The sequence below is a fragment of the Kitasatospora sp. NPDC088346 genome, assembly GCF_044740765.1.
Taxonomy (GTDB): domain Bacteria; phylum Actinomycetota; class Actinomycetes; order Streptomycetales; family Streptomycetaceae; genus Kitasatospora.
In genome coordinates, this window is the sequence record NZ_JBIURH010000014.1 from 117,431 (window position 1) to 143,910 (window position 26,480).

20 protein-coding genes, 1 tRNA gene, 1 other RNA gene and 1 riboswitch are annotated in these 26,480 nt (G+C 73.2%); of the genes, 2 read left to right on the forward strand and 20 right to left on the reverse strand.

Features of this window, described 5'->3' with window-relative positions; all coding sequences use genetic code 11:
• Positions 1–112 precede the first annotated feature (112 nt).
• Positions 113–427, reverse strand: coding sequence for a DMT family transporter (locus ACIOFR_RS20335; protein ID WP_400999217.1), 315 nt, complete (start codon positions 425–427; stop codon positions 113–115).
• Positions 428–481: 54 nt separating this feature from the next.
• Positions 482–546, reverse strand: a riboswitch (guanidine-III (ykkC-III) riboswitch).
• A 269-nt stretch (positions 547–815) separates the two neighbouring features.
• Between ACIOFR_RS20335 and ACIOFR_RS20340 the strand changes: the two genes are divergently transcribed.
• A tRNA-Cys gene (locus ACIOFR_RS20340) sits at positions 816–890 on the forward strand.
• A 162-nt stretch (positions 891–1,052) separates the two neighbouring features.
• Here ACIOFR_RS20340 and ACIOFR_RS20345 read toward each other — a convergent pair.
• From ACIOFR_RS20345 to ACIOFR_RS20390, 10 genes are all read right to left on the reverse strand, one after another.
• Positions 1,053–2,552, reverse strand: coding sequence for a WXG100 family type VII secretion target (locus ACIOFR_RS20345; protein WP_400999130.1), 1,500 nt, complete (start codon positions 2,550–2,552; stop codon positions 1,053–1,055).
• A 1-nt stretch (position 2,553) separates the two neighbouring features.
• The gene (locus ACIOFR_RS20350; RefSeq protein ID WP_400999132.1) at positions 2,554–2,874 is read right to left on the reverse strand and encodes a hypothetical protein; all 321 of its coding nucleotides are present in this window, start codon (positions 2,872–2,874) and stop codon (positions 2,554–2,556) included.
• A gap of 119 nt (positions 2,875–2,993) precedes the next feature.
• Positions 2,994–4,379 (reverse strand): S8 family serine peptidase, encoded by a 1,386-nt coding sequence (locus tag ACIOFR_RS20355; RefSeq protein ID WP_400999134.1) that lies wholly within the window; start codon positions 4,377–4,379, stop codon positions 2,994–2,996.
• 142 nt (positions 4,380–4,521) lie between these two features.
• A complete protein-coding gene (locus tag ACIOFR_RS20360) occupies positions 4,522–5,751 on the reverse strand; it encodes a S8 family serine peptidase (protein WP_400999136.1) in 1,230 nt (409 codons plus the stop codon).
• 98 nt (positions 5,752–5,849) lie between these two features.
• Positions 5,850–8,186, reverse strand: coding sequence for a xanthine dehydrogenase family protein molybdopterin-binding subunit (locus ACIOFR_RS20365; RefSeq protein WP_400999138.1), 2,337 nt, complete (start codon positions 8,184–8,186; stop codon positions 5,850–5,852).
• Positions 8,183–9,400 (reverse strand): 2Fe-2S iron-sulfur cluster-binding protein, encoded by a 1,218-nt coding sequence (locus ACIOFR_RS20370; protein WP_400999140.1) that lies wholly within the window; start codon positions 9,398–9,400, stop codon positions 8,183–8,185. Before ACIOFR_RS20370 ends, ACIOFR_RS20365 begins: the two co-directional genes overlap by 4 nt.
• Complete coding sequence (locus ACIOFR_RS20375; protein ID WP_400999219.1) at positions 9,397–10,263, reverse strand: FAD binding domain-containing protein; 867 nt, start codon at positions 10,261–10,263, stop codon at positions 9,397–9,399. The genes ACIOFR_RS20370 and ACIOFR_RS20375 overlap by 4 nt, the downstream gene beginning before the upstream one ends.
• Positions 10,264–10,752: 489 nt before the next feature.
• Entirely contained in the window at positions 10,753–12,399 is a 1,647-nt protein-coding gene (locus ACIOFR_RS20380) for a beta-N-acetylhexosaminidase (protein WP_400999142.1), read from the reverse strand.
• 51 nt (positions 12,400–12,450) lie between these two features.
• The gene (locus tag ACIOFR_RS20385) at positions 12,451–12,729 is read right to left on the reverse strand and encodes a DUF3039 domain-containing protein (RefSeq protein WP_371497313.1); all 279 of its coding nucleotides are present in this window, start codon (positions 12,727–12,729) and stop codon (positions 12,451–12,453) included.
• Positions 12,730–12,827: 98 nt separating this feature from the next.
• Positions 12,828–13,406: a YqgE/AlgH family protein gene (locus tag ACIOFR_RS20390; RefSeq protein ID WP_400999144.1), complete on the reverse strand. Its 579-nt coding sequence runs from the start codon at positions 13,404–13,406 to the stop codon at positions 12,828–12,830.
• 256 nt (positions 13,407–13,662) lie between these two features.
• Between ACIOFR_RS20390 and murA the strand changes: the two genes are divergently transcribed.
• A complete protein-coding gene (gene murA, locus ACIOFR_RS20395) occupies positions 13,663–15,006 on the forward strand; it encodes a UDP-N-acetylglucosamine 1-carboxyvinyltransferase (protein WP_371497316.1) in 1,344 nt (447 codons plus the stop codon).
• A 160-nt stretch (positions 15,007–15,166) separates the two neighbouring features.
• On the opposite strand, the gene ACIOFR_RS20400 is transcribed toward murA, so the two are convergent.
• The 9 genes from ACIOFR_RS20400 to ftsX form a co-directional block, all read right to left on the reverse strand.
• A complete protein-coding gene (locus tag ACIOFR_RS20400) occupies positions 15,167–15,448 on the reverse strand; it encodes an HU family DNA-binding protein (protein WP_033823863.1) in 282 nt (93 codons plus the stop codon).
• Positions 15,449–15,926: 478 nt separating this feature from the next.
• Complete coding sequence (locus tag ACIOFR_RS20405) at positions 15,927–17,402, reverse strand: NAD-dependent malic enzyme (RefSeq protein ID WP_400999147.1); 1,476 nt, start codon at positions 17,400–17,402, stop codon at positions 15,927–15,929.
• Positions 17,403–17,802: 400 nt separating this feature from the next.
• On the reverse strand, positions 17,803–20,133 hold the full coding sequence (locus tag ACIOFR_RS20410; protein ID WP_400999149.1) for a HelD family protein: 2,331 nt from the start codon (positions 20,131–20,133) through the stop codon (positions 17,803–17,805).
• Between the two features lie 232 nt (positions 20,134–20,365).
• On the reverse strand, positions 20,366–21,547 hold the full coding sequence (locus ACIOFR_RS20415) for a uroporphyrinogen-III synthase (RefSeq protein WP_400999151.1): 1,182 nt from the start codon (positions 21,545–21,547) through the stop codon (positions 20,366–20,368).
• A gap of 196 nt (positions 21,548–21,743) precedes the next feature.
• Positions 21,744–23,117 (reverse strand): nitrate/nitrite transporter, encoded by a 1,374-nt coding sequence (locus tag ACIOFR_RS20420; protein ID WP_400999153.1) that lies wholly within the window; start codon positions 23,115–23,117, stop codon positions 21,744–21,746.
• A gap of 184 nt (positions 23,118–23,301) precedes the next feature.
• Positions 23,302–23,680: a transfer-messenger RNA gene (gene ssrA / locus ACIOFR_RS20425) on the reverse strand.
• Between the two features lie 89 nt (positions 23,681–23,769).
• The gene (gene smpB / locus ACIOFR_RS20430; protein WP_400999155.1) at positions 23,770–24,246 is read right to left on the reverse strand and encodes an SsrA-binding protein SmpB; all 477 of its coding nucleotides are present in this window, start codon (positions 24,244–24,246) and stop codon (positions 23,770–23,772) included.
• A gap of 45 nt (positions 24,247–24,291) precedes the next feature.
• The gene (locus ACIOFR_RS20435) at positions 24,292–25,383 is read right to left on the reverse strand and encodes a S41 family peptidase (RefSeq protein WP_400999157.1); all 1,092 of its coding nucleotides are present in this window, start codon (positions 25,381–25,383) and stop codon (positions 24,292–24,294) included.
• A gap of 120 nt (positions 25,384–25,503) precedes the next feature.
• Positions 25,504–26,412: a permease-like cell division protein FtsX gene (ftsX, locus tag ACIOFR_RS20440; RefSeq protein ID WP_400999159.1), complete on the reverse strand. Its 909-nt coding sequence runs from the start codon at positions 26,410–26,412 to the stop codon at positions 25,504–25,506.
• Positions 26,413–26,480 lie beyond the last annotated feature (68 nt).

The window sequence follows — 26,480 nt, forward strand, 5'->3', positions numbered from 1 at the left end:
CGTAAGACCCGTGGCTCTGGATGACTCCTGACGGGAGGCGGATTCCGGCTCCGCCCCCGGACCTACGACCGATCGGCCGGCCGGCCGGGCACCGTGTCAGTGCAGCACCGTGTCAGTGCAGCACCTTGAGACCCACCACCCCCGAGAGAATCAGCAGCAGACAGGTCACCCGGGCCGCCGTCGCCGCGTCCCCCAGCGCCACCATCCCGTACAGCGCCGTGCCGATCGCACCGATGCCGACCCAGACCGCGTAACCCGTCCCCAGCGGAATGCTGCGCATCGCGTACGCCAGCCCGCCCATCGAGAACGCCAGCGCCACTACGAACACCAGGCTCGGCACCGGCCGGGAGAACCCCCTGGAACCCTCCAGGGCCACCGCCCAGACCGTCTCCAGCACCCCGGCGACGACCAGAACCACCCAGGCGATCACGACAGACTCCTCCGCAGTCAGTGAGCGGCAGCCCTGCGCTGCCACTGCTGTACTGCGTCGTCTTGGCCTGCCGGGTACGACGCACCTCGTCCGGGGCGATCACTTCACCGCCTCCGATCGACCGTAGCACACCACGACACACAGAATTCATAATCGGATATTGACGCGCACCGGGTAGCGCCGCATAAGATGAATTCATCAGCACGGCAGGCCGGAAAACCCGGCCGCCCCTCGCGGTGACAACGACAGGAGACGGCGATGAACAGGAGCCCGGAGGCCCGCAACGCGGCCGTCCGCCCCTGCGCCCCCTGTTGCCGCCCCAGCTGTCGCGCCTGAGCGCGCCTCTCCCCCGATTCGACGCGGCCCGAGCGCCCGTCACCCTCCCGGCCGTGTGCCCGAGTGGTTCAGGGAACCGCCTGCAAAGCGGTTTACGTGGGTTCGATTCCCGCCACGGCCTCCACCCACCGAATTCCCGGACCGCAGAAATGCGGCCCGGGAATTCGGCATGCTATCAATTCATATTCGAGCGGGGCGGCACCGGAACCGGGACGCCGAAAAGAAACGCCGCGGGGGCGCCCCCGTCACCGGGAACGCCCCCGCGGCCGACCCGCCGCCGCGACCGCTACTCGATCACGGGCGGCAGGGCCGTGCCACCGCGCCAGGTGTCCTCGTCCTCGACGAGGTAGTCCGGGCGGTTGCCACCGTCCTTCTTCTTGCCCTTGCCGGCCCCGCCGGCGCCGGCACCGTGCATGCCGCCCGCGCCCGCCGCGCCGTTCTGCGCGCCACGGCCCTTGCCGAGCCCGGAACCGCCCTCGGTGAACGCCCGGCCGCTCGCGCTGCCCGGCTTCGCACCGCCGACCGTACCGCCGGCCTTGCGCACCAGGCCGCTGCTCTTGCCGCCGGCGCCACCCTTGGCCCCGCCGGCACCGGCGCCGCCGCCCATACCGCCGCCCATGCCACCGGCACCGGCGCCACCGGCCTTGCCCTGGGCCGCACCACCGGCCGCGCCACCGGCACCGCCGGCCGCACCCGGACGCGCGGCACCACCGGCCGTACCACCGCCGCTCTTGACGCCACCGGCACCGCCGGCGATGCCGCCACCGGCCCGGCCACCGCCGAGACCGCCACCACCGAGACCGCCGGGGATGTACCCACCCCCGCCGCCGATACCGCCACCGCCGATGCCACCACCGCCGCCACCGATACCGCCACCGCCACCGATGCCGCCGCCACCGCCGCCGATCCCGCCACCCGGCTGGCCGCCGCCCGTGGGCGGGGTCCAGCTGTCGATGCCGGTGGAGGGGGGCTGGACGACGCCGCCCGGATGCGGCCCGACCGTGCCGGGCAGCGTCTGCGCCGGCGGGGGCTGGAACGTCGGGCTGTGCGGGTCGATCGACCCGGGCATCGACCCGGGCACCTGCCCGGGCGTGGTGCCACCGCCGGTCGGAGCCTCCGGGAAGGCCGGCGTCGGCATGGTGGAGGACCCGACACCGGGCGGGACGGGGTTCGCGGGCGGGGGCGGAAAGACCTTGTCGCCGCCCTTGCTCGTGTTCCCGTCGGTCTCGTCCAGGAAAGCAGCAGCCTTGTTGTACTCCGGGCCGAGATACTCCATGATCCCGATGGCGTACTGGTGCTGGACCTCCGTCGCCGACAGGTCGTCCTTGTTCTTGTTGACGGCGTCGATCCGGTTCATCCCGCCCGCGACGTCCGCCTTGAACTGGGCGTCGGAGCGGTCGAAACCGTCACCCAGCAGCTTGGCGCCGCTCTCCAGCTTGCCCGGAACCCGGACCTGCCGCATGGTGCTCTGGGCCTGCTGGAGCGCCTGCCCGGCAATCTCCAGAGCGGCGGACGTGTTCTTGGCATGCGCCGCCGTGTTGGTCAGGCTGGTGTGGATCTCACCCGCCTTGCCGGTGAAACCGTTGGCGGCCGCCCCCTCCCAGTTGGCGTTCGCGTGCTCGACGGCCTTCTGCAGCTCGTCGGCCGCCTGCTGGAGCTCGGCGTGCACGTTGATCCAGTGCTGGCTGACCTCCTGGAGCCGTCCGGGCTTGGCATTCGACAGCATCCCCTTGAGCGGGATCAGGTCGTAGCCCTCGAACTTCGTCTCGGGACCGTTGTCCGCCATCTCAGGCCACCCCTCCGTTCATGACCGTCACGCCGTCGTACTCCCGACCCTTGTAGGCCTCGTTGACCGTGTGGGTCTTGTCGCCGAACTCGTTGATCAACGCGTCCAGCTTGGAGATCGTGGTGGTCAGGAACTGCTGCATCTTGCCGTGCGCGGCATACATCGCTTGGGCCTCAAGGAAGTCGCCACCGAAGTCCTCGCGGGTCACCACGGTGTTGTACTTGGCCTTGTTCCCGCACTCGTTGATGCCCTGCTGGAGGGTCCGCAGCCGCTTGACGACTGCCTCCAACTCATCGGTGTTGACGCGGTATCCGTCGGACACGCGACCCTCTCCCCCTGGAAATCTCGTTCTTCCCCGTGAATCCGCCTGTCTGCACAGGCGGGTACTGACTAGCTAGAGCGTTCGATGGTAGCGCTTCGGGCTGACGCCCTGACACACCCTCAACGCTGTTGGTTACCGTCCTGATACGGGTTGTTCTGGTACGGCTGCTGCTGGTGCGGCGGGTACCCCTGGTGGGGCGGCTGTCCGCCGTACGGCGGCTGCTGCGGGTAGCCGGGCGGCGGCGCCTGGCCGCCGTAGGGCTGCTGGGCGGGCCAGCCCGGCGCCCCGGCGTGGGGCTGCTGGAGCGGCGGGGCCGGCTGCTGGCGGCGGTTGCGCCGAGAGACGGCGACGATCACCACCACGAGCAGGACCAGGCCGACCAGGACGACCAGCCCGATCACCAGGACCGAGGACTTGGAGTCGGAGCCGGTCGAGGCGAGCGGCGGAAGCGTCCCCGTTCCGGGTGCGGGCGCTCCGGTCGACCCCGCGGACGACGGCGCGGTCGACCCGGCCGCGCCGCTGCCGGCCGGCTTCGCCAGCGGGCCCAGTTCCGAACCGGCCGGGATGTCCTTCGTCAGGGCCTCGTAGGGCTGAACGATGCCGTACCCGTAGTGCTGGTCCGGGAGCTTCGCCCCGCCCAGGGCGGCCGGCGCCAGCGCCGTCTTCACCAGTCGGTTGGCGACCTGGCCCGCGGTCAACTTCGGGTACTTGGCCCGTACGAGGGCGGCCGCGGCAGAGACGAACGCCGTCGAGTCCGAGGTGCCGTCGCCGACGCAGTACGTTCCACCGGAGCAGGGGCCCGCGCTCACGATATCGACGCCCGGGGCCGCGATCAGGACCTCAGGACCGTAGTTGGAGTTCTTCCAGATGGTCCCGGTCTTGTCCACGGCGCCGACGGTCAGCACACCCGGCACACTTCCCGGGCTGGTCACCGGACTCGTGGCCTCGTTCCCGGCGGCTGCCACGACCAGGACGTCCTTCTGGAGGGCGTAGGCGACGGCGTCCTCCTCCTTCTGCGTCGGCGGACGAGTGCCGCCGATCGAGAGGTTGATCACCTTGGCGCCCTTGTCCACCGCCCAGCGGATCGCCTCGGGTGTCGCGTCCTTGCCGTTGTCGTAGGTGCTCATGATGGGAAGGATCTTGACCCCGGGAGCAAGGCCGACAGCGCCCGCGTCCGCGCCGTGGCCGTGGGCGGCGATCAGGCTGGCCATCTTGGTGCCGTGCGGGTCCGTCGGCTTGGACTCGCGGCCCTGGTTGCCCGGGTCGAAGCCCGGCAGGACCTGACCGGTCAGGTCCGCATGCGTGCCGTCCACGCCGTTGTCGATGACGGCGACGGTGACGCCCTCGCCCTTGGTCACCTGCCAGATCTTGTCCAACTTGAAGTACTGGTTGACCCACTGGGCGTCCCGCACCTGGTCCGCCGACGCCGTCGGGGCCGCGGACAGGACTAGTGCACCGGTGAGCGCCGTGGCGCCCAGTACTCGCATGGCTCTGGTCAGCGTCATCAGCACCCCGTCAGTCGGCTACCGCTACCCGTGTCTCGCAATGGCCCCCATCAGGCCGGGCCGTTCGATCGTATCGCCCGACCACGTCGGGTGTGCAGCACCCCCGGCGATCGGGGGCGTGCGGAGGGTCGCTGACGCGGGCTCAGGGTCGGGGCGGGGCGGCGGGCTCCCGGGGTGGGGCGAGGGGTTCCGGGGTGCGGGTCCGGAGGCGGCGAAGGAGGGCGGGGGCAGTGACGATCGCGGCGGGAATCGCGAGGTACAGCAGGCCGAGTGACAGCCCGCCACCGGAGGCGGACGCCCCGCCGACCGGGGCGGCGCGGTGGCGGCCGGCCGTGTCGCCGGGTGCGGCCGCGGTGTCGGCGGCGACCGGCCGGGCGAGCGGGCCCTCGGCGGGGCCGGGCGGGATGGTCTGGGTGAGGGCCTCGTACGGGCGCAGGACTCCGTAGCCGTAGCGCTGGTCGGGCAGGTGCGCGCCGCGGAGGCCGGGGGTGACGAGGGCGGAGGCGACCAGGCGGGCGGCGACCTGGCCGGCGGTCAGGTCGGGGTACTTGGCACGGACCAGGGCGGCCGCGCCGGAGACGTAGGCGGTGGCGTCGGAGGTGCCCTCGCCGACGCAGTACTGCTGCTCGTCGCAGGAGCCGGCGGCGACGATGCCGACGCCGGGGGCGGACAGCATGATCTGCGGGCCGAAGCTGGACTCGGCCCACACGTCGAGCCGCCGGTCGACGGCCGAGACGGCGAGCACGCCGGGGCTGTCGGCGGGGCTCATGACGCGGGCCTCGCCCTCGTTGCCGGCGGCCGCGACGATCAGGACGTCCTTCTTCGCCGCGTACGCGACGGCCTGGCTGAGGGCGCGGCTGGCGCCGTCCTTGCCGCCCAGCGAGATGTTGATCACCTTGGCGCCGTGGTCGACGGCCCAGCGGATGCCGTCGGGGACGGCGTCGTAGCCGCGCGCGTCGTCCTTGTAGATCGGGAGGATCTTCGCCCCGGGGGCGAGTCCGACCACGCCCGCGCCGCCGCCGGCGCCGTGGCCGTGGCCGGCGATCAGGCTGGCCATGCTGGTGCCGTGGGGGTCGGACGGCTTGGTGTTGAGGCCCTTGCCGCCGGGGTCGTAGCCGGGGAGGACCTGGCCGGTGAGATCGGGGTGGTCCGCGTCGACGCCGCTGTCGATGACCGCGACGGTGACGCCCTCGCCCCTGGTCACCCGCCAGACCTGGTCGAGCTGGAAGTACTCGTTGGCCCACTGCTCGTCGCGCAGGTCGTCGGCGGTGGCCGCCGGCGCGCCGGCGAGCAGCCCCACCGCGGCCAGCAGCACGGCACCGGCCGACCGCCGGCCCGGCCAGGGGCCCGACCACCGGGCTCTGCCGAACATTCCCATCGTCCCGTCCCCCTCACCTGACCCGCGCCCCGCGCCCCGGAAGGGCGATGGTACCGGCCGCGGCCGGGCGGCCCCCGGGCGCGTGGCGCGGGTCAGCCGACGATGGCGTCCTCGGGCAGGATCGGCAGTCGGCCGACCGGCAGGCCGGTGGCGGCCCGGACGGCGGCGGCGACGGCGGCCGGGGCGACCACGGCGGGTGCGGCGCTGACCGCCTTGGCGCCGAAGGTGGCGACCACGTCGCGCTCCTCCAGCAGGGCGGCGATCCGGATGTCCGGGGTGTCGAGGGCGGTGGGCAGCCGGTAGCCGGTGAGCGAGGGGTTGACCAGCCGGCCGCCCTCGGTGCGCAGGTCCTCCAGCAGGGCCAGGCCGACGCCCTGGGCGACGCCGGCCTCGATCCGGTCCTCGATCTGGCGCGGGTTGAGGGCCCGGCCGACGTCCTGGGCCACCGTCACGTCGACCACCCGGACGGCGCCGAGCTCGATGTCGACGTCGACCACCGCGCGCATCGCGCAGAACGCGATCGAGACGAAGGCGTCGCCCTGGCCGGCTTCGTCGAGCGGCTCGGTCGGGTGCGGGCGGCACTGGGCGGTGGCCCACAGCTCTCGGCCCTCCAGCGCCTCGCCGACCGGCATGCCGAGCACGCCGTCGTAGGAGGTGATCTTGCCGTCGGAGATCGTGAGCAGTTCCACCGACATGCCGAAGTTCGCGGCGATCGGTTGCAGCATCTGGTGCCGGACCATCAGCGCGGCGCGTTCGACGGCGCCGCCGGAGACCCAGGTGTGCCGGCCGCGGGCGGAGGGCCCGGCGCCGGACTGGTCGCTGTCCACGGGCGCGATGTAGACCTCGCTGACCCCGAGCACGGACTGCACGATCTGCCGGGCGAGGGTGGCGAAGCCCTGGCCCGAGTCGACGGCGGCGCAGATCACGGTGGCGTGGTCGCCGCTGACCCGCACGGTCGCGGTGGAGACCTCGTCCTCGCCCTCGGCGCCGAGCATGTGCACCAGGCCGACCGCGTAGCCGATGCCGCGGCGGACGGCCGCGGGGTCGCCCGCGCCGCCGGGGCCGCCGGGCAGCAGCCAGTCGGCCTCCGGGTCGTCGACCGGGAGCGCCGGCAGCGGCTGCTCGGCGATCGCCTCCAGCAGGGCGGTGACCGGGGCGGGGCAGGTGACGGACTGTCCGGTGGGCAGCGGGTCGCCGGTGGTCATCGCGTTGCGGCGGCGGATCTCCAGCGGGTCGATGCCGATCCGGGCGGCCAGCTGGTCGAGCTGGGACTCGTAGGCGAAGCAGGCCTGGAGGGCGCCCTCGCCGCGCATCCGGCCGGCCGGCGGGTTGTTGGTGCGCACGGCCCAGGCGTCGACGAAGACGTTGGGGCAGACGTACGGCCCGACCGAGAAGGCGGTGGCGGCGGCCAGCGCCTCCGAGGAGACGTCGGCGTAGGCGCCGCCGTCCAGCAGGATCTGCGCCTCGACCTTGACCAGCCGGCCGTCGGCGTCGGCGTGGTGGCGGTAGCGCAGCAGCGCGGGGTGGCGGGTGGTGTGGGTCTGGAAGGACTCCTCGCGGGTGAGGGTCATCTTCACCGGGCGGCCGGTGCGCAGCGCGAGCAGGGCGAGGGTGACCTGGAAGGAGAGGTCCTCGCGGTCGGCGGTGGCGCCGGGCACGCCGGTGACGACCAGCCGGACCCGGTCCGGTTCGAGGCCGAGGCAGGCGGCGGTGCGGTCACGGTCGCCGTGCGGGTCGGTGGTGGACAGGTGCAGCTCGACGCCGCCGTCCGGGCGGGGCACGGCGAGGCCGGCCTCGGCGCCGATCGGGGCCGGGTCCTGGCGGCCGACCTGGTAGAGCCCCTCGACCACGACCTCGCCGACGGCCTCCGGGTCGCCGGTGCGCAGCGGCAGGTGGCGGAAGAGGTTGCCGTCGGGGTGCAGCGGCGGGGCGTTGAAGGCGGCTTCGGGGTCGGTGACGGCCTCCAGCGGCTCGTACTCGACCAGGACGAGCGAGGCGGCCAGCCGGGCGGTGTCGGGGTGGTCGGCGGCGACCGCGGCGACCGGTTCGCCGTGGTGGCGGACGACGCCGGCGGCGAGGATCGGCCGGTCGGCGACGATCGGGCCGTGCGGGGCCCCGTCGGCGCTGCCGTCGGGGCCGGCCGGCAGGTCGGCGGCGGTGACCACGGCGTGGACGCCGGGGACGGCCAGGGCGGCCGAGGTGTCGACGGCGACGATCCGGGCGTGCGGGTACGGGGAGCGCAGCACGGCGCCCCAGAGCAGTCCCTCGGCCCACAGGTCGGCGGCGTACGGGTAGATGCCGAGCGCCTTGGGGAGCGCGTCGGTGCGCAGGGGTGAGCTGCCCAGGCCGAAGGGCTCGGGGGCCGGGCCGTCCTCGGTGGGTGCGGGGGCGGGTGCGGGTGCGGGCGCGAGGTCGGTGGGCGAGCTCATGCGTTCCTGTCCTCAGGGAGGAGGATCCCGTGGGCGGGGGTGGTGCCGTCGTAGCCGGAGGCGTCGTAGGCCGGGTTCTCGTAGACCGTGCCCTCGTAGCTGCCGGCCTCGAAGGCGTTCGGGTCGTACCCGCCGGGCTCGAAGCCGGGCGTCGGGTGCTCCGGGTAGCCGGCCGCGGGGTAGCCGGCGGCGGGGTAGCCGGCCGCGGGGTGCCCGGTGCCGTGCGGGGGGGTGGGCAGGTACGGGGTGCCGTGGGCGGGGGTGGTGTCCCGGCCGGGGCCGTCGTGCGCGGTGCCGTGCGCCGGGGTGGGCTCGTGGCCGGGGGCCGGGTAGTAGCCGGTGTCGTACCCGGTGGGCTGCGGCGGTACGACGGGGTAGCTGCCGGTCGCGTAGTCGGCCTGCTCGGCCGCCTGCGGGTGGCCGCCGGTGTCGTAGCCGCCGTGCAGGGCTCCGTGCGGGGTGCCGTACCCGCCGGTGCCGGCGGCGGCGGGCCGTTCGGCCTGGAACTGGTCGGCCTCCACCCACAGTTCGGAGTCGGCGTACAGCGGGAGTTCGCCGGCCAGGGGGAGGTCGGCGGCGGACTGCGCGGCGGCCGGCGCGGGCGGCGCCTGGTGGGCGGGGGTCGCCGGCTCGGCGGCGGCCTGGTCGGCGGCCGCCTCGGCCTCGGCCTCCAGTTCCGCCTCGCGCCGGTCGGCGACGGTCTGGACGGCGGCCAGCACGCCGCGGTAGCCGGTGCAGCGGCAGAGGTTGCCGCAGAGCGCCTGGCGCGCCTCGACGTCGCTGGGCCGGTGGTTGCGCTGGAGCAGGTCGTGCACGGCCATCGCGAGGCCGGGGGTGCAGTAGCCGCACTGGACGGCGCCGGACTCGGCCAGCGCCCGCTGGACGTCGCTGGGGCCGCCGGCCTCGGAGAGGCCCTCGACGGTGGCGATCTCGCTGTCGGCGGCGAGCGCCGCGGGCACCAGGCAGCCGGCCACCAGCTGGCCGTCCACCTGGACCGAGCAGGCGCCGCACTCGCCCTGTTCGCAGCCGCCCTTGGCGCCGGCCAGGCCGAGCCGCTCGCGCAGCACGTACAGCAGGCTCTCGCCGATCCACGCGTCGGTGACGGGCCGTTCGAAGCCGTTGACGCGGAGCGTGTAGGAGGCGCAGGGGCGCACGTCGCCGCCGAGTACGGTCGGCTGCCCGGTCGGCTGCTCGGTCGTCGGGTGGTCCGTCACTTCAGCGCCCTTCCAAGTGCCCGGCGGGCCAGTACCGCCACGGTACGCCGCAGCCGGACGGCGGCGGCGCTCGGCCCCTCGCCCACGCCCTCCAGGGCGCCGTCGGGGATGCAGGCCCCGGCGACGTACTCGCCGAAGGCCGCCAGGGCGGCGGGGTCGATGGAGGTGGCGCCCTCCTCGTTGCGGGCGTCCCAGTCGATGCAGCCGGCCACCCAGGCCTCGGCCTCCAGCGGGCGCAGCGGCACCGGCGCGACGGCGCCGACGGCGCAGCGCACGGCGCGGCGGGCGGGGTCGAGGACCAGGGCGACGGAGGCGGTGGCGCGGGCGGGGCCGCTGCGGCCGGTGGACTTGAGGAAGACCTGCGGGGCGTTCAGCAGCGGGACCCGGACCCAGGTGAGCAGTTCGCCCGGGCGGATCGGGTCGAGGCCGGTGAGCACGTGGCTGACGGGCACTTCGCGGGTGCCGCCGGCCCGGACGAGGGTGGCGGTGGCCTCCAGGGCGGCGAGCACGGGGAGGGTGTCGCCGGTGGCGGCGGCGGTGGCCAGGTTGCCGCCGAGGGTGCCGACGTTGCGGACCTGCGGGGGGCCGGCGGTGCGGGCGGCGTCGGCGAGCGCGGGGATCAGCGCCGCGAAGTCGGGCCGGTCCATCCGGGCGTGGGTCAGCCCGGCGCCGAGGACGGCGGTGCCGCCGTCCTCGTAGCGCCAGCCGCGCAGTTCGGTGATCCGGCCGAGGCCGATCAGGGCGGCGGGGCGGAGCCGGCCGGCGTTGACGGCCTCCATCAGGTCGGTGGCGCCGGCCACCGGCACCGCGCCCGGGGTGGCGGCCAGCGCCTCGACGGCCTCGTCGACCGAGGCCGGCAGCATGATCGTCCGGTTCACCAGGATTCCACCGTGCTCCACTTGCTCATCAACTGCCCGGCTCCCCGGCGTTCGGCTGGGGCGTCCGCGGGCGGTGCGACCTGGCCCGTAGGGTACGGGCGATCGGGCCGGGTTGGGCAACTCTGGCACACAATGTTTGGTGATCATTTCCCGGGTCGAGGGGCATCGGCCGAAATCTCGGACAAGTCCGGGCATAAGTCGATCCGATCCCGCCCGCGCTCGTTCGACTGTTCACCTGATCTTGACGTCGGCGATCACCGGGGAGTTCCCGTCACTCCCCCGCAGGCCCCCGCTGCCGGGCCCGGCGGCCCTGCCGGTCACCGCCCGGCGGGGCCGTCCTCAAGGTCTCGCAACGATTCGGTATGGATACGATCAACTTCCTCTCCGCGGCCCGGGTGGTGACCGGCCGGCAGCCCTCGCCGACCGGTCACACGGAGGTCCGGCACCCGCACGCGCGTCCCGCGCGGACCGGGGTCAGCGCTCCGGCGGCCGGCCGTCGACCGGGCGGCCGAGCACGCCGGGCCGGCGCTGCCAGGGCAGCGGCCCGCCGGGCCGCCGGTACTCCACCCCGAGCGCGTCCAACCGCGGGTAGTGGGCGGCCATCCGGCGCTCGAAGTCCGCGAAGTCCCGGGCCGCCGGGTCGGCCGGCAGCGCCGACCAGACGACCTCGGCGAAGGCCGCCAGCCGGGGGAAGGCCCGGTAGTCGACGTCCCGGGCGTCGTCCATGAACTCGGTCCACAGGTTGGCCTGGGCGCCCAGTACGCGGGCGGCGGCCGCGGGCGCCAGATCGGCCGGCACCGGCTCGAACCGGTAGACGTCCTCCAGCGAGCGCACCCAGCCGACCGGGACCGGCTCGTCCTCGCCGGGTGCCTGCCGGTGGTCCAGGTAGACGTACTGCTCGGGACACATCACCACGTCGTGCCCGGCCTCGGCCGCGGCGACGCCGCCCGCGTACCCGCGCCAGGACGAGACCGCGGCGCCGGGGGCGAGCCCGCCCTCCAGGATCTCGTCCCAGCCGATCAGCCGGCGCCCGCGCTCGGCCAGCCAGCCGTCGAAGTGCCGGATGAACCAGCTCTGCAGCTCGTCCTCGTCGGCCAGCCCGAGCTCCTCGATCCGGGCCTGGGCGGCCGCGCTGGCCCGCCACTGGTCCTTGGGGCACTCGTCGCCGCCGAGGTGGACGAACTCGGACGGGAAGACCTCCAGCACCTCCTCCAGAACGCCCTCGAAGAAGCGCAGGGTCCGCTCCGAGACGTTCAGCACGTTCGGGTTCACCCCCCAGTCCGTCCACACGCCGAGCGTGGTGGTGTCCACCACGTCGGTGTTGCCCAGCTCGGGGTAGGCGGCGATGGCGGCCTGCGCGTGACCGGGCAGGTCGATCTCGGGGACGACGGTGATGTGCCGCTCGGCGGCGTACGCGACGATCTCGCGCAGGTCGTCCTTGGTGTAGTAGCCGCCGTGCGGGCGGTCGTCGCGGCGCCCGCCGGCCCGGAAGCCGACCATCGAGCGCTCCCGCCAGGCGCCGACCGCGGTGAGCCCCGGGTAGCGCTCGATCTCGATCCGCCAGCCCTGGTCGTCGGTCAGGTGCAGGTGCAGCACGTTGAGCTTGTGCGCGGCCAGCTGGTCGACGAAGCGCAGCACGTCCGCCTTGGGCAGGAAGTGGCGGGAGACGTCCAGCAGCACGCCGCGCCAGCCGAACCGGGGCGCGTCCTGGACGGTGACGCTCTGGACCTTCCACGGCTCGCCCGGGACGGGGGCCCGGCGGAAGGCCCGGGGCCCGAGCAGCTGGCGCAGGGTCTGCGCGGCGTAGAAGAGTCCGGGGCGTCCGCCGCCGGTCAGCCGGGCCCCGTAGACGTCGACGTCGATCCGGTAGGCCTCACGCCCGTGCTCGGCGCGCAGCCGCTCGTCGAAGGCGAGGGTGATCGAGTTGGCGGTCTGCGCGGACCGTTCCGCCGTGCAGGCGTCGAGCGGGAAGCCGGTGGCCGCCGAGAGGACGCCGCGCAGCCAGCGGGACACGCCCACGGCGCCGCCGTCGGCGCCGATCAGGCTGGCCGCGGTGAGCTCGAACGTCCACGCGTGGCGGTCCCACTCACGCAGGTGGGTCGGGGCAGGAATGAGGTCCATGCGCCTCATCCTGCCCCGCGGCCACCCAAGTGGCATAGACCAATGCGCGACTCAGCCCTGCTGGTCGTCGCCGCCCTTGTCCGAGCCGAGACCCTCGAAGATCTCCTTGCACATCGGACACACCGGGTACTTCTTGGGGTCGCGGCCCGGGACCCAGACCTTGCCGCAGAGGGCGACCACCGGGCTGCCGGAGAGCGCGCTCTCCATGATCTTGTCCTTCTGGACGTAGTGCGCGAAGCGCTCGTGGTCGCCGTCGCCGTGCGACACCTGCGGGACGGGCTCGACCAGGGTGCCGGTGCCGAGGCCGCGCTCGGGCTCAAGAGTGCTCATGGGTGCCAAGTCTAAGGTCGCCGTCGCGAACCCGGCCAGTAGCGGCCCCGGCGGCACGGACCGCCCGGCGCGGGCGCCCCGGGTCGGCGCGCCCGGTCTCAGTTGAGGGTCGGATCGTCCGGATAGGTCGCCAGCATCGCGAGCGGCCCGCGCTGGCGGCGCAGCACCGAGCGCCACAGCCGGTCCGGGTCCGGGCAGGAGACGTCACCCGGCTCGCAGTCGGCCAGGTACCAGGCCCCCTCGGCGATCTCCGTCTCCAGTTGGCCGGGCGACCAGCCCGCGTACCCGGCGAAGACCCGCAGCGCGCCGAGCTCGCCCACCAGGACCTCCGGCGGGGCCTCCAGGTCGACCAGCCCGATCGCGCCGTGCACCCGCCGCCAGCCGAGCGGTTCGGCGTGACCCTCCTCACCCGGGACGACCGCGATGGCGAGCGCCGAGTCGAGGGCCACCGGCCCGCCCTGGAAGATCACCGGCGGCTGCCCCGTGAGGTCCGCCCAGGCGTCGAGCACGCTGGCCACCTCGACCGGGGTGGGCCGGTTCAGCACCACGCCGAGGGCGCCCTGCGCGTCGTGGTCGAGCAGCAGCACCACCGCCCGCGCGAAGTTGGGGTCGGTCAGGACGGGCGTCGCGACGAGCAGTCGGCCGGTGTGCGAGAGGGCCGGGGTCATGCCCAACATGATTCCGCAGCCGGGGCGGCGAGGGGCGCCCAACACGAAACCTCCGCGAGCCGCGTCCCCCACCCGTACGGCCCAATCGGAAGGCCCGGGACACCCCGGCGGAGCATGATCACTTATAGGACACACGGGAACCAATCGACCTCCTACTACCATCTACGTTTGGTGGTGCGCCTTGCGCGGTGGATTCCGTCCCACAGCTGTCCGTCCATCGCCGCCTCTGCCCTGTCCTCCCCCTGGCACCCGGATTGCGAGAACGATGATCGACGACGTCCTGCTGGTTCACGGCGGTAACCCGCTCGAAGGCGAGATCCAGATCCGTGGTGCGAAGAACCTGGTCCCCAAGGCCATGGTCGCCGCGCTGCTCGGCCAGGGCCCCAGCAGGCTGCGCAACGTCCCGGACATCCGTGACGTCAAGGTGGTGCGCGGCCTGCTCCAGCTGCACGGGGTGACCGTGCGGACCGGTGACGAGGACGGCGAGCTCATCCTCGACCCCTCGCACGTGGAGAGCGCCAACGTCGCCGACATCGACGCGCACGCCGGCTCCTCCCGCATCCCGATCCTGTTCTGCGGCCCGCTGCTGCACCGCCTCGGCCACGCCTTCATCCCGGGCCTGGGCGGCTGCGACATCGGCGGCCGGCCGGTCGACTTCCACTTCGAGGTGCTCCGCCAGTTCGGTGCCTCGATCGAGAAGCACCCGCAGGGCACCTACCTGGTCGCCCCGCAGCGGCTGCGCGGCACCAAGATCGAGCTGCCCTTCCCCTCGGTCGGCGCGACCGAGCAGGTGCTGCTCACCGCGGTGCTCGCGGAGGGCGTCACCGAGCTGCGCAACGCGGCCATCGAGCCGGAGATCGTCGACCTGATCTGCGTGCTGCAGAAGATGGGCGCGATCATCTCGATGGGCACCGACCGCACCATCCTGATCACCGGTGTCGACGAGCTCGGCGGCTACAACCACCGCGCCCTGCCGGACCGTCTGGAGGCCGCCTCCTGGGCGTGCGCCGCGCTGGCGACCCGGGGCGACATCTACGTCCGCGGCGCCCGCCAGCTGGAGATGATGACCTTCCTGAACACCTTCCGGAAGGTCGGCGGCGCCTTCGAGGTGGACGACGAGGGCATCCGGTTCTGGCACCCGGGCGGCGAGCTCAAGGCGATCGCGCTGGAGACCGACGTGCACCCCGGCTTCCAGACCGACTGGCAGCAGCCGCTGGTGGTCGCGCTGACCCAGGCCAACGGCCTGTCCATCGTCCACGAGACGGTGTACGAGTCGCGGCTCGGCTTCACCGGCGCGCTGAACCAGATGGGCGCGCACATCCAGCTCTACCGCGAGTGCCTGGGCAGCACCCCGTGCCGCTTCGGCGCCCGCAACTTCAAGCACTCGGCGGTCGTCTCCGGCCCGTCCAAGCTGCTCGGCGGCGAGCTGGTCATCCCCGACCTGCGCGGCGGCTTCTCGTACCTGATCGCGGCGCTGGCCGCCGAGGGCACCTCCACCGTGCACGGCATCGACCTGATCAACCGCGGCTACGAGAACTTCATGTCCAAGCTGCGGGACCTCGGTGCGCACGTCGAGCTGCCCAGCGAGGAGCTCGTCACGACGGCCTGACCGGCCGTACGCCGCCGCCGCGCCGTCGGGGACCCCAGGGGTCTCCCGGCGGCGCGGCGGCGGCTCAGGGCCCCGCAGGGCCCCGGGAACAGCACAGTGGCCGGCCCCCCGAGGGGGACCGGCCACTGTGGCGTACGGCGCGGCTCCGAGGAGCCCGGCGTCACTTGCCCTTGGCGGCTTCCTTGAGCTTCGAGCCGGCGCTGACCTTGACGCTGTAACCGGCCGGGATCTGGATCGGGTCGCCGGTCTGCGGGTTACGGGCGGTGCGGGCAGCGCGGAGGGTGCGCTCGAAGGTCAGGAAACCGGGGATGGTGACCTTCTCGTCGCCCTTGGCGACGACCTCGCCCGTGATCTCGGCGAAGGCGGCCAGCACGGCGTCGGCGTCCTTGCGGGTCACCTCGGCGCGCTCGGCCAGCGCGGCCACCAGCTCACTGCGGTTCATGTGTACTCCTGTGGTCTGTTGCTCTGCTGCGTGCAAGGGCCCACCGGTGCCCGGCTGGGGCACCCGGAGGGCCGTTGGTCCGCACACTGTGCTCATTCAGGCGAAAGGTGGTCAGGGGCCGGGCTCGCACCCCAAAGCGCCGCAAACTGCCCGCCTTGGTACGAATCCTGCCCCGACCGGCACTGAGAAAGCCAATCGGGCACCGGCGGAGTTGACCCGAACAGCGCCCGCCCCACGGAGTTGTGACGCTCCGTCGGCTCCGGGTGACCCGGTGCGGGCGGCGGTCGGGACGACTCGCCGAGATGCCTGAGGGGACGTTCCGTACTTGTCGGACACGCCGCCCCATGCAGGGCTACCGTACGCCCTGGCACCGACAAGCCCAAACACGCCCCTGCCCTTGTGTCGCAAGGGCTCGGGGCGTGCGGCGGCGGACAGGGCCGCCAATCGGACATTTGACCGATCGGCAGGCCCGGCCCGGTCAGAGTCCGACGGTCGGGAAAGTGGCCGTGTCGAGGGTGCCGACGATGCCGGGCGTGGGCCGCGACGGGGTCGGCTCCTCGCCGCCCCGGGCTGCCAGCGCGGCGTCCCGGACGGCCGCGGCGACGGTCTTGGCGACGTCCGGGTGGAAGACGCTCGGGATGATGTAGTTCGGGTTCAGCTGGTCGTCCGCGACGGTGGTGGCCAGCGCGAAGGCGGCGGCCAGCATCATCTCGGTGTTCACGGTGTGGCTCTGGGCGTCCAGCAGGCCGCGGAACACGCCCGGGAAGACCAGCACGTTGTTGATCTGGTTCGGGAAGTCGCTGCGGCCGGTGGCGACCACGGCGGCGGTCTGCCGGGCGACGGCCGGGTCGACCTCCGGGTCCGGGTTGGCCAGCGCGAAGACGATCGCCCGCTCCGCCATGGTGGCCAGGTCGTCGCCGTCCAGCAGGTTCGGCGCCGAGACGCCGATGAACACGTCGGCGCCGGCCACGGCCTCCTTGAGGCTGCCGGTGCGGCCGGAGCGGTTGGTGTGCTCGGCGATCCAGCGCAGGCTGTCGTTGAGGTCGTCGCGGCCCTGGTGGACCACCCCGCGCACGTCGGCCACGGTGGCGTGCTCGACGCCGGCGGCCAGCAGCAGCTTGAGGATGGCGGTGCCGGCGGCGCCGGCGCCCGACATCACCACGCGGATCTCGGAGATCTCCTTGCCGACCACCTTGAGCGCGTTGGTCAGCGCCGCCAGCACCACGATCGCGGTGCCGTGCTGGTCGTCGTGGAAGACCGGGATGTCCAGCGCCTCGCGCAGTCGGGCCTCGATCTCGAAGCAGCGCGGCGCCGAGATGTCCTCCAGGTTGATGCCGGCGAAGCCCGGCGCGATGGCCTTGACGATGGCCACGATCTCGTCCGCGTCCTGGGTGTCCAGGCAGATCGGCCACGCGTCGATGCCCGCGAAGCGCTTGAACAGGGCCGCCTTGCCCTCCATCACCGGCAGTGCGGCCTTGGGGCCGATGTTGCCCAGGCCCAGCACCGCGGAGCCGTCGGTGACCACGGCGACGCTGTTGCGCTTGATGGTGAGGCGGCGGGCGTCCTCGGGGTTCTCGGCGATCGCCATGCAGACCCGGGCCACGCCGGGGGTGTAGATCATGCTCAGGTCGTCACGGTTGCGGATCGGCAGCTTCGAGGACATCTCGATCTTGCCGCCGAGGTGCATCAGGAAGGTGCGGTCCGAGACCTTGCCGATGCTGACCCCGTCGATCGCGCGCAGCTTCTCGACGATCTCCTCGCCGTGCGCGACCGAGGAGGCCGCCACCGTGACGTCGATCCGCAGCGCCTCCAGGCCGGAGGCCGTCACGTCGAGGCCGGTGACCGAGCCTCCGGAGGACTCGACGGCGGTGGTGATCGAGCTCACCGCGTTGCCCGTGGCCGGAACCTCCAGCCGGACCGTGATCGAGTTCGAGACACTTGGCACCGTCGCCATCGACGTCCTTCTTCCGTCCGTGTTCAGGGGTGTCGGGCTGCGCCTTCAACAGTCTGTTGAATGCCGCGCCCTGCGCATGCTAGACCTCGATCGTCGCACCTACCAGCGGGTACCCAGAAATAAGGTTCCGGCTCTGTGCACAGTCCACAAAAGGGCCTCGCGGCGCCTGGGCACCCGTCCGAAAAACCTGCCGCGGGCACCTTGGTTCCGGGAGTCGATGCGTTACATTGGTCAGGACACCGGCTCGATCCAAGCCCCCGGGCCCAACCTTCGTCGCTACGAGCGACCACTTGCCGCGAGGCGAGCATGGCGGGTCGGTGTCATCAACGCAGGACGAAGGCCCCCACCGCGGTGGGGGCCTTCGTCGTTCCTCCGCCGCGGTGGGCGGCGGGTGCGGGGCTCAGTGCAGGAGCGCCGGGACCCCGGCCGCGTCCGGGAGGTCGTCCGGGCCGGAGAGCACGGTCAGCCGCTGGGTGGCGCGGGTCAGCGCCACGTACAGCACCCGCAGGCCCGCCTCCGACTCCCCGGCGATGCCGGTCGGGTCGGCGACCACCGTCGCGTCGTACTCAAGGCCCTTGGCCTCCAGGCTGCCCAGTGCCACCACCCGGCCGCCCAGCCCCTCGGTCCAGCCGGCCGCCTCCTCCCGGCGGTCCATCGGGACCACCACCGCCACCGTGCCGTCCACCTCGCCGAGCAGCCGGACCAGCTCGGCCCGGGCGGCGGCCGCGAAGGCCTCCGGCGCCGGGTCGGTGACCGCGGCGAACCGCGGCTCGACGCCGGTCGAACGCACCGCGCTCGGGGACGGCGTGCCGGGCGCCGCGAGCGCGAGCACCTTGGCCGCGACCTCGGCGATCTCGGCCGGGTTGCGGTAGTTCACCGTCAGGGTGTGCCGGCGGCGCGGCTTGCCGGAGAGCACCTCGTCCAGCGCGGCCTGGGCCTCCTGCGGGTGCGGCCAGGAGCTCTGCGCCGGGTCGCCCACGATGGTCCAGGTCGCCATCCGGGCCCGGCGGCCGATCATCCGCCACTGCATCGGGGTGAGGTCCTGGGCCTCGTCCACGATGATGTGCGCGTAGTCGCGGCGCTCCGCCGGAGCCGCCACCCGCTGCCGGGACATCCGGTCGGCGTACGTGGTGACCTCGTCCAGGCCGCTCAGCAGGTCGACCGCGTCGACCTCGCGGACCTTGGGCCGGGCCGCCTCGCCGAGCAGCAGCTGCAGCTCGTCCACCAGCGCCACGTCGTGCGCCGACAGCGGCCCGCGGCCCCGGTCGTCCAGGTGGCGCCAGGAGGCCGTCAGCAGCCGGGCCTCCTCGGGGGTGACCGCCCGGCGGGCGATCCGGTTCACGTGCCGGGTCTGCCGCATCGAGGCCAGCACCCCGCGCGGGGTGACGGCCGGCCACCAGGCGTCCAGGAAGGTCTGGAACGACGCCTCGTCGCTGACGTAGTCGTCGAAGGACTCCCGTTCCTCCTGGCGCTGCTCGCGCTCGGCGTGGCTGACCGCCTTCGGCAGGTGCCGGACGGCGACCGACCAGAGCGCGTCCAGCAGCAGCCGGCGGGCCCGCGGGCGCAGCAGGTTCAGCGGCGTCCCGCCGCCGCCCAGCACGTTGCCGCGCACCGCGCGCAGCCGGCCGGCGTCCAGCCGCAGAGCCTGGCCGCGGGCGAAGACCCGCAGCTCGGCCGGCTCGTTCAGCTCCAGGGCCGCCCGGGCCGCCCGGCGCAGCAACTGGACCATCCGGGACGAGCCCTTGACCCGGGCCGCCTCGGGGGTGTCGTAGCGCTCCGCCTCGATCCCGTCGACCAGGCTGCCGACCGCCCGGATGGCGACCTGGCCCTCCTCGCCGAGCGAGGGCAGCACGCCCTCGGTGTACGAGACCAGCAGCGCGGTCGGGCTGACCACCAGGATGCCCCCGGCGTACCGGCGGCGGTCCTGGTAGAGCAGGAACGCGGCCCGGTGCAGGGCCACGGCCGTCTTGCCGGTGCCGGGGCCGCCGGTGACCAGGGTGGCGCCGGCCGCGGGCGCCCGGATGACCTCGTCCTGCTCCTTCTGGATGGAGGAGACGATGTCGCGCATCGAGTGGCTGCGGGCCCGGCCGAGCGAGGCCATCAGCGCGCCGTCCCCGACCACCGCCAGCTCGCGGCCGTCCAGGGTGGGCGTCAGGTCGGGACGCAGCAGGTCGTCCTCGACCCCGATCACCTTGCGGCCCTTGGAGCGGATCACCCGGCGGCGGACCACCCGGCCCGGCTCCAGCGGGGTGGCCCGGTAGAACGGCGCCGCGGCCGGCGCCCGCCAGTCGATCACCAGCGGGCCGAACTCGGCGTCGAGCACGCCGAGCCGGCCGATGTGCAGGGTCTCGGCGACGGCCGGGTCGGCCGGGTCCATCGGGGTCTGCGAGGGGATGCCGTGCTCCTCCGGCGCGTCCGCCTGCTGCAGGTCGATCCGGCCGAACAGGAAGTCCTCGAACTCGCTGTTGAGCCGGTGCAGGTGCGCGCCGGCCCGGTAGACCTGCGCGTCGCGTTCGGCGAGCGCGCCCGGGGTGCCGACCTGCACGCGCTTGGCGGCGTCCTCCAGGATGTACTCCGCCTCGGCGAGCTTCTCCTCCAGGCGGTGGTAGACGGTGTCGAGGTGCTGCTGCTCCTCCGCGATCTCACGGTCGCGGACCGTGTCGGGTTCGGTGGTGCGGGTGGTGCCGGTGGTGGTGCCGGTGTCGTGCTGGGCTGAGCCGTGCGCGCCCAAGGAGCCCCCTGAGGTACGTCCTGCGGGTGGAGAGGGTGACCGCCCTCCAGGAAAAAGGCGGACGGATGATCCTACGCCTCCACCACCCGGCCCCGGGAACCCAGGGCCGGGCCAGCGCGCCGCGGCCCGCCCGCGGGAGCGGCGGACGGGGGCGGCGGGCGGGAACGGCGGACCGGAGCGGCGGACGGCCCTGGGCGGGCGGGCGCGGCGGGCCGGAGCGGTGAGCCTCGCCCTACGGCGCGACCGACAGCTCGTCCCCGTACTTGGCTCCCGGGTCGGCGACCGGGTCGACCGCGAGCCGGTAGCCGCGCTTGACCACGGTGGCGATCAGCCGCGGGGTGCCGAGGGCCGTCCTCAGCCGGGCCATCGCGCTCTCCACCGCGTGCTCGTCCCCGCCGCTGCCCGGCAGGGCCCTCAGCAGTTCGGCGCGGGGCACCACCCAGCCGGGGCGGCGGGCCAGTGCCCGCAGCAGGGCCATCCCGGCCGGCGGGACGGGCCGCAGCTCGCCGTCGACCAGGGCGGCCTGGCCGCGCAGCTCCAGCTGGTGCCCGGCGACCGCGAGGCGGCGGGCGCGGCGGGGCAGCTCGGCGGTCAGGGTCTGCACCATGGCGCCGAGCCGCATCCGCTCGGGCCACACGGTGGGAACGTCCTGCTCCTCCAGCGGCGCGGCGGTGACCGGGCCGACGCAGACCGGCAGCACGTCGCGGCGCAGGGCGTGCAGCAGTTCGTCGGTGCGGCCGCGTTCGGCGGCGCGGTCGAGCAGGCTGATGGCGGCGGGGGCGCTGGTGAAGGTGACGGCGTCCAGGGAGCCCGCGCAGCAGGCGTCCAGCAACCGGTCCAGCGGTGCCCGGTCGACCGGCGGCAGCCAGCGGTAGACCGGGACCTCGACCACATCGGCGCCGGCCGCGGTCAGCGAGTCGATGAAGCCGCGCAGCGGGGCGCCGTGCAGCTGGACGGCGATCCGGCGGCCGTCCACGCCCTGCTCCAGCAGGTGCTCCAGCACCTCGACGGAGGACTCCGACTCGGGCGACCACTCCTCCCGCAGCCCGGCCGCGCGGATCGCGCCCTTGGCCTTGGGGCCGCGGGCCAGGACGACGGCCCTGCCGAGCCGTTCGGTCAGCTCGTCGCCCAGGCCCCAGCCCTCGGCGGCCTCGATCCAGCCGCGGAAGCCGATGCCGGTGGTGGCGACCGCGATGTCCGGCGGATCGTCGACCAGGGTGCGGGTGGCGGCCAGCAGTTCGGTGTCGTCCGAGAGCGGGACGATCCGCAGGGCCGGACCGCGCAGCACGGCGGCGCCGCGACGCTGGAGCAGGGCGGTGAGTTCGTCGGCGCGGCGGGCCGCGGTGATGCCGATGGTGAAGCCGGCCAATGGGGGTACCGGCTCGGCGGTCTGACGGTCGGTCAGGTCGGCCATGGCGTACGGTCCTCTGGTGGTGCGCCCCGCAGCCGTGGACGGGCCGCAGGGTGGGTGGGTGGACGGTCATCCTCGCGCGCTGCCGTCACGCCCCGGGGTCGGTCTGATTTCCGGGCTGTTTCGCAGCTCGGAGCGGGTGCCGGCGGCGCCGCGGCGGGCCCGCCGGGGTCGGCGGGCCCGTGGTCGCGGGTGGGGGTCAGACCTTCGCCAGGGCCGGGGCCCCGGCGGTCACCGTGCCGCCGGTGGGGCGGCGCAGGTAGACCGCCCAGGTGAGGGCGAAGCACACCGCGTACGCGCCCAGGAACGAGGCGAAGGCGGGGGTGCCGGTCTTGGCGGTCAGGAAGGACTGCCGGAAGGCGAGGTTGATGAAGAGGCCGCCGAGCGCACCGACCGCCCCGATCACACCGATCGCGGCGCCGGACATCCGGCGCGACCAGGCGGCGGCCTGGTCGGCGCCCTCCCCGCCGGCGATCCGGTCCTGGGCCTTGGCCTCGAAGATGCCCGGGATCATCTTGTAGGTGGAGCCGTTGCCGATCCCGGCGAAGACGAACAGGCCGATGAAGCCGGGCAGGAAGAGCGCCAGCGAACGCTCGGCCGAGGCGTAGGTGACCAGACCGGTGGCGGCGGCCATCGCGACGAAGTTCCAGAAGGTGATCCGGGCGCCGCCCCAGCGGTCGGCGAGCAGGCCGCCGAGCGGGCGGATCAGCGAGCCGAGCAGCGGGCCGATGAAGGTGAGCTGGGCGGCCTGCAGCGGGGTGCGGCCGAACTGGCTCTGCAGGACCAGACCGAAGGCGAAGGAGAAACCGATGAAGGAGCCGAAGCTGCCGATGTAGAGCACCGCCATCAGCCAGGTGTGCTTCTCGCGCAGGACGCCGGCGAGCGCGCCGGTGTCGTTCTTCATCGGCGCCAGGTTGTCCATGAACAGCGCCGCACAGGCCGCCGCCACGATCACCAGCGGCAGGTAGATGCCCAGCACCAGCCGGGGGTGCCCGGCCCCGGCCCAGGTGATGACGGCCAGCGCGACCAGCTGGATCACCGGCACGCCGATGTTGCCGCCGCCGGCGTTCAGGCCCAGCGCCCAGCCCTTGCGGCGCATCGGGAAGAAGGCGTTGATGTTGGTCATCGAGGAGGCGAAGTTGCCGCCGCCGAGGCCGGTGAGCGCGGCCACCAGCATGAAGGTGGTGTAGGAGGTGCCGGGGTGCATCACGTACGCCGCGGCCAGCGTGGGCAGCAGCAGCAGGAGGGCCGAGAGGACCGTCCAGTTCCGCCCGCCGAACCGCGCCACCGCGACGGTGTACGGGATCCGGACGAAGGCACCGATCAGCGTCGGCATCGCGACCAGGAAGAACTTGCCCGCCGCGTCGACGTGGTACGCCTTGCCCATGAAGAGCACCATCACCGACCACAGGCTCCAGATCGAGAAGCCGATGTGCTCGGAGAGGACGGAGAACAGCAGGTTCCGGTGGGCGACGCGCTTGCCGGTGCGTTCCCAGAATTCGACGTCCTCCGGGTCCCACTGCTGGATCCAGCGCCCGCCCGATCTGCCCTGCCGTGCCGTTGCCGTGGTCATCCTGTGTCCCTCCGCCTGCGGGTGGCTTCCTGTCGTCGACACTAGGTAGCCATGGTTTCGGCCTCGTTGTGCACTGTGAAGGACAAGGAACCGTCAACTCACCCGGCGACCGGAGCCCGTGTGAGGCGCCGGAACGCACGAAAGCCGCCCTCCGGGACGGAGGACGGCTCACATGCACATGGGGCGGTGGAGATGCCGGGAATCGAACCCGGGTCCAGTGCGACAGATTCAGGACTTCTCCGAGCGCAGTCCGCTGTGATTTTCTCGGCCCTGGCAGTCACGCGGACAAGCCGCCAACAGGCCCAGCTGCTGTTTGATTTCCCATCCACCCTCGCAGCCCGGGTGGACGGTTGAGTTCCCTAGATTATGCCAGGATCCGGGTCGGGAACGCCCCGGGCTGACACCCATTCACTCTGGCAGACTAGGCTGCGAGAGCGAACTGCTGGGAATCGCGCTTAGAGTTGGCGATTATTTTTTTGCGACAGATGGTTTACGAGATCATTGCCGCGTTCCTCGGCTCGCTTCTCCTGTTTCGACCAACACTGTCGAAACCGATCATCCCCATGTTGATTTGAAAAACAGCTCCGGCGGGCGGGCCCTCCGGTGATGCACGGCCCATAGTACGCGCTGTGACCGGCGAGGGTCCAGCAGATTACTTCTGGCGCCGCCGGGCGGCGGCCACCGCGCGGTCGGACTCACGGCGGTCCTGCTGCTCACGCAGGGTCTGCCGCTTGTCGTACAGCTTCTTGCCGACCGCCAGGGCGATCTCCAGCTTGGCCCGGCCGTCCTTGAAGTAGAGCGAGAGCGGTACCAGGGTGTGACCGGTCTCCCGGACCTTGGACTCGATCTTGCGGATCTCCATCTTGTGCAGCAGCAGCTTGCGTTTGCGCCGTGCCGAGTGGTTGGTCCAGGTGCCCTGGGTGTACTCCGGGATGAAGAGGTTGTCGACCCACGCCTCCCCGCCCTGGATGTAGGCGTACCCGTCGACCAGGTTGGCCCGCCCCTCGCGGAGCGACTTCACCTCGGTACCGGTCAGCACCATGCCGCACTCGAAGGTGTCGAGGATGGTGTACTCGTGCCGCGCCTTCTTGTTCTGCGCGACCAGCTTGTGTCCCTTTTCTTTTGCCATAGCGCCGATCATTCTCGCATCCCGACGGCGCGGGCGGCAGCCCCTTTAGCCGCGAGCCCCGACACCGGCCAGGACCCGCAGGGCCAGCTCGCCCGGTTCCTCGGCCGGCTGCGCCGGGACGTCCGGCACCAGGCCGACCCCGTCGGGCGAGCGGCCGGACGGGGTGGTGTAGCGGCCGACGGTCAGCTCCAGGACCGATCCGTCGGCGAGCCGGCTGGGCTGCTGCACGGTGCCCTTGCCGAAGGTCCGGGAACCCACCAGGACGGCCCGGCAACGGTCCTGGAGGGCGCCGGCCAGCAGTTCAGCGGCGCTCATGGTGCCGCCGTCCACCAGGACCACCAGCGGCGTCGCGGTGTCCCCGCCGGGCGACGCGGACAGCTCGCGCGGCTCGCCGCGCTCCTGGTACGCGACCACCGGCCCGCCGTCCAGGAACAGCGAGGCGGTGGCCACCGCCTCCTCGACCAGCCCGCCGGAGTTGCCCCGGAGGTCCAGCACCACCGCGTGGGCGCCGCGCACCGCCTCCCGCACCTGGCCGGAGACGCCGCTGGTGAAAGCCCGGACCGCGACCCTGACCACCCCGGGGGCCGGACGGTCGACGGCCACCTCGCGGGTGGCCAGCTCGATCCGGCCGAGCACCAGGTCCCGGACCGGGCCGCCGGCCCGCTGGACGGCCAGCGCCACGGTGGAGCCGGCCTGCCGGCCGCGCAGCCGGGCCACCACCTCGGTGACGGGCAGCTGGTCGGCCCCGGCGCCGTCGACGCGCAGCAGCCGGTCGCCGACCGCGATCCCGGCCGCGGCGGCCGGCCCGCCGGGCAGCACCTCGGAGACGGCCGTCGCGCCGTCCGCGGTGCGGCCGACCGACAGGCCCACGCCGCGGTAACGGCCGCCGGTGAAGGCGGCGTACTCCTCCGGGCTGAGGTGGGCGGCCCAGCGGTCGCCGCTGGCGCCCACCAGCTGCTCGGCCTGGAGCGGGGAGAGGTCGGCCCCGGCGAGGTCCTCGGCACCCGTCCAGACGGCCGTGCGCGGCGCCACCGCCGGCGGCTCGCCCCAGGCCCCCGCGGCGGCCCCGACCAGCAGGACCACGCCGAAGACCGCGCTGAGCGTGGCCCCCTGTCGTACCCGCTGCGCCAGTGCCATGCACCGGAGTCTAGGCCGCCCGGCGGATCCGAGTGGCCGAAAGCCGACGGGTCGGGTACGCAGCGGCCCCGGACGGCGCACTCGCCGGCCGGGGCCGCTGGGGACGGAGCTGACCTGCGGTCAGACCTTCAGGTACTTGCGGAGGGTGAAGAAGGCGGCGATGCCGGCCATCCCCATACCCACCACGACCAGCAGCGGGATCACGGTCAACACCGAGGACAGGCCGATGAAGTGGATGAACAGCACCCGCTGGGCCAGCCAGTGCTGGACGAAGAAGTGACCCGCGAGCAGCAGTCCGGACGCCATCGCGGCACCGAGCAGCGCGGCGAACGCGGCCTCGGCGATGAACGGCATCTGGACATAGAAGTTCGAGGCACCCACCAGGCGCATGATGCCGGTCTCGCGCCGCCTGCTGAACGCCGACACCCGGACGGTGTTGACGATCAGCAGCAGGGCGACGAAGAGCATCAGCACCATGATCACGAAGGCGGCGGTCTGCAGACCGTTCAGCAGGCCGAACAGGTTCTCCAGGATCTTCCGCTGGTCCTCGACCGACTTCACGCCGGGCTTGCCGGCGAAGGCGCTCTGGATCACGTCGTACTTGGTCGGGTCGACCAGCTTGATCCGCCAGGACTGCGGCATCGCCTCCGCCCCCACGGCGGCGAGCAGCGGGTTGTCCGGGTTGGTCTCCTTCCAGCGCTTGTAGGCCTCGCCCGAGCTCTCGAAGGTCGAGCTCTGCACCAGCGGCATCTTCGACAGGCTGGCCTGGACGTCGTCGATCTGCTGCTGGGTGGCGGCGCCGGCCGAGCACTGGGCGGAGGAGGCGGCGTCGGACTTCGTGCAGAAGTAGACGCTGACCTCGACCTTGTCGTACCAGTAGCCCTTCATCGAGTTGACCTGGTCGCGGACCAGGAGCGAGGCACCTGCGAGGGCGAGCGAGAGCGCGACACTGACGACGACGGCGATGGTCATCGTCAGGTTGCGGCGGAGACCGACGCCGATCTCCGACAAAACGAACTGGGCGCGCATGCTTCTCTCAATCCAGGGTCAGTGCAGGTATGGCGAGTCAGGCGGACTGTGCCTCGGGCCGGTCCCGG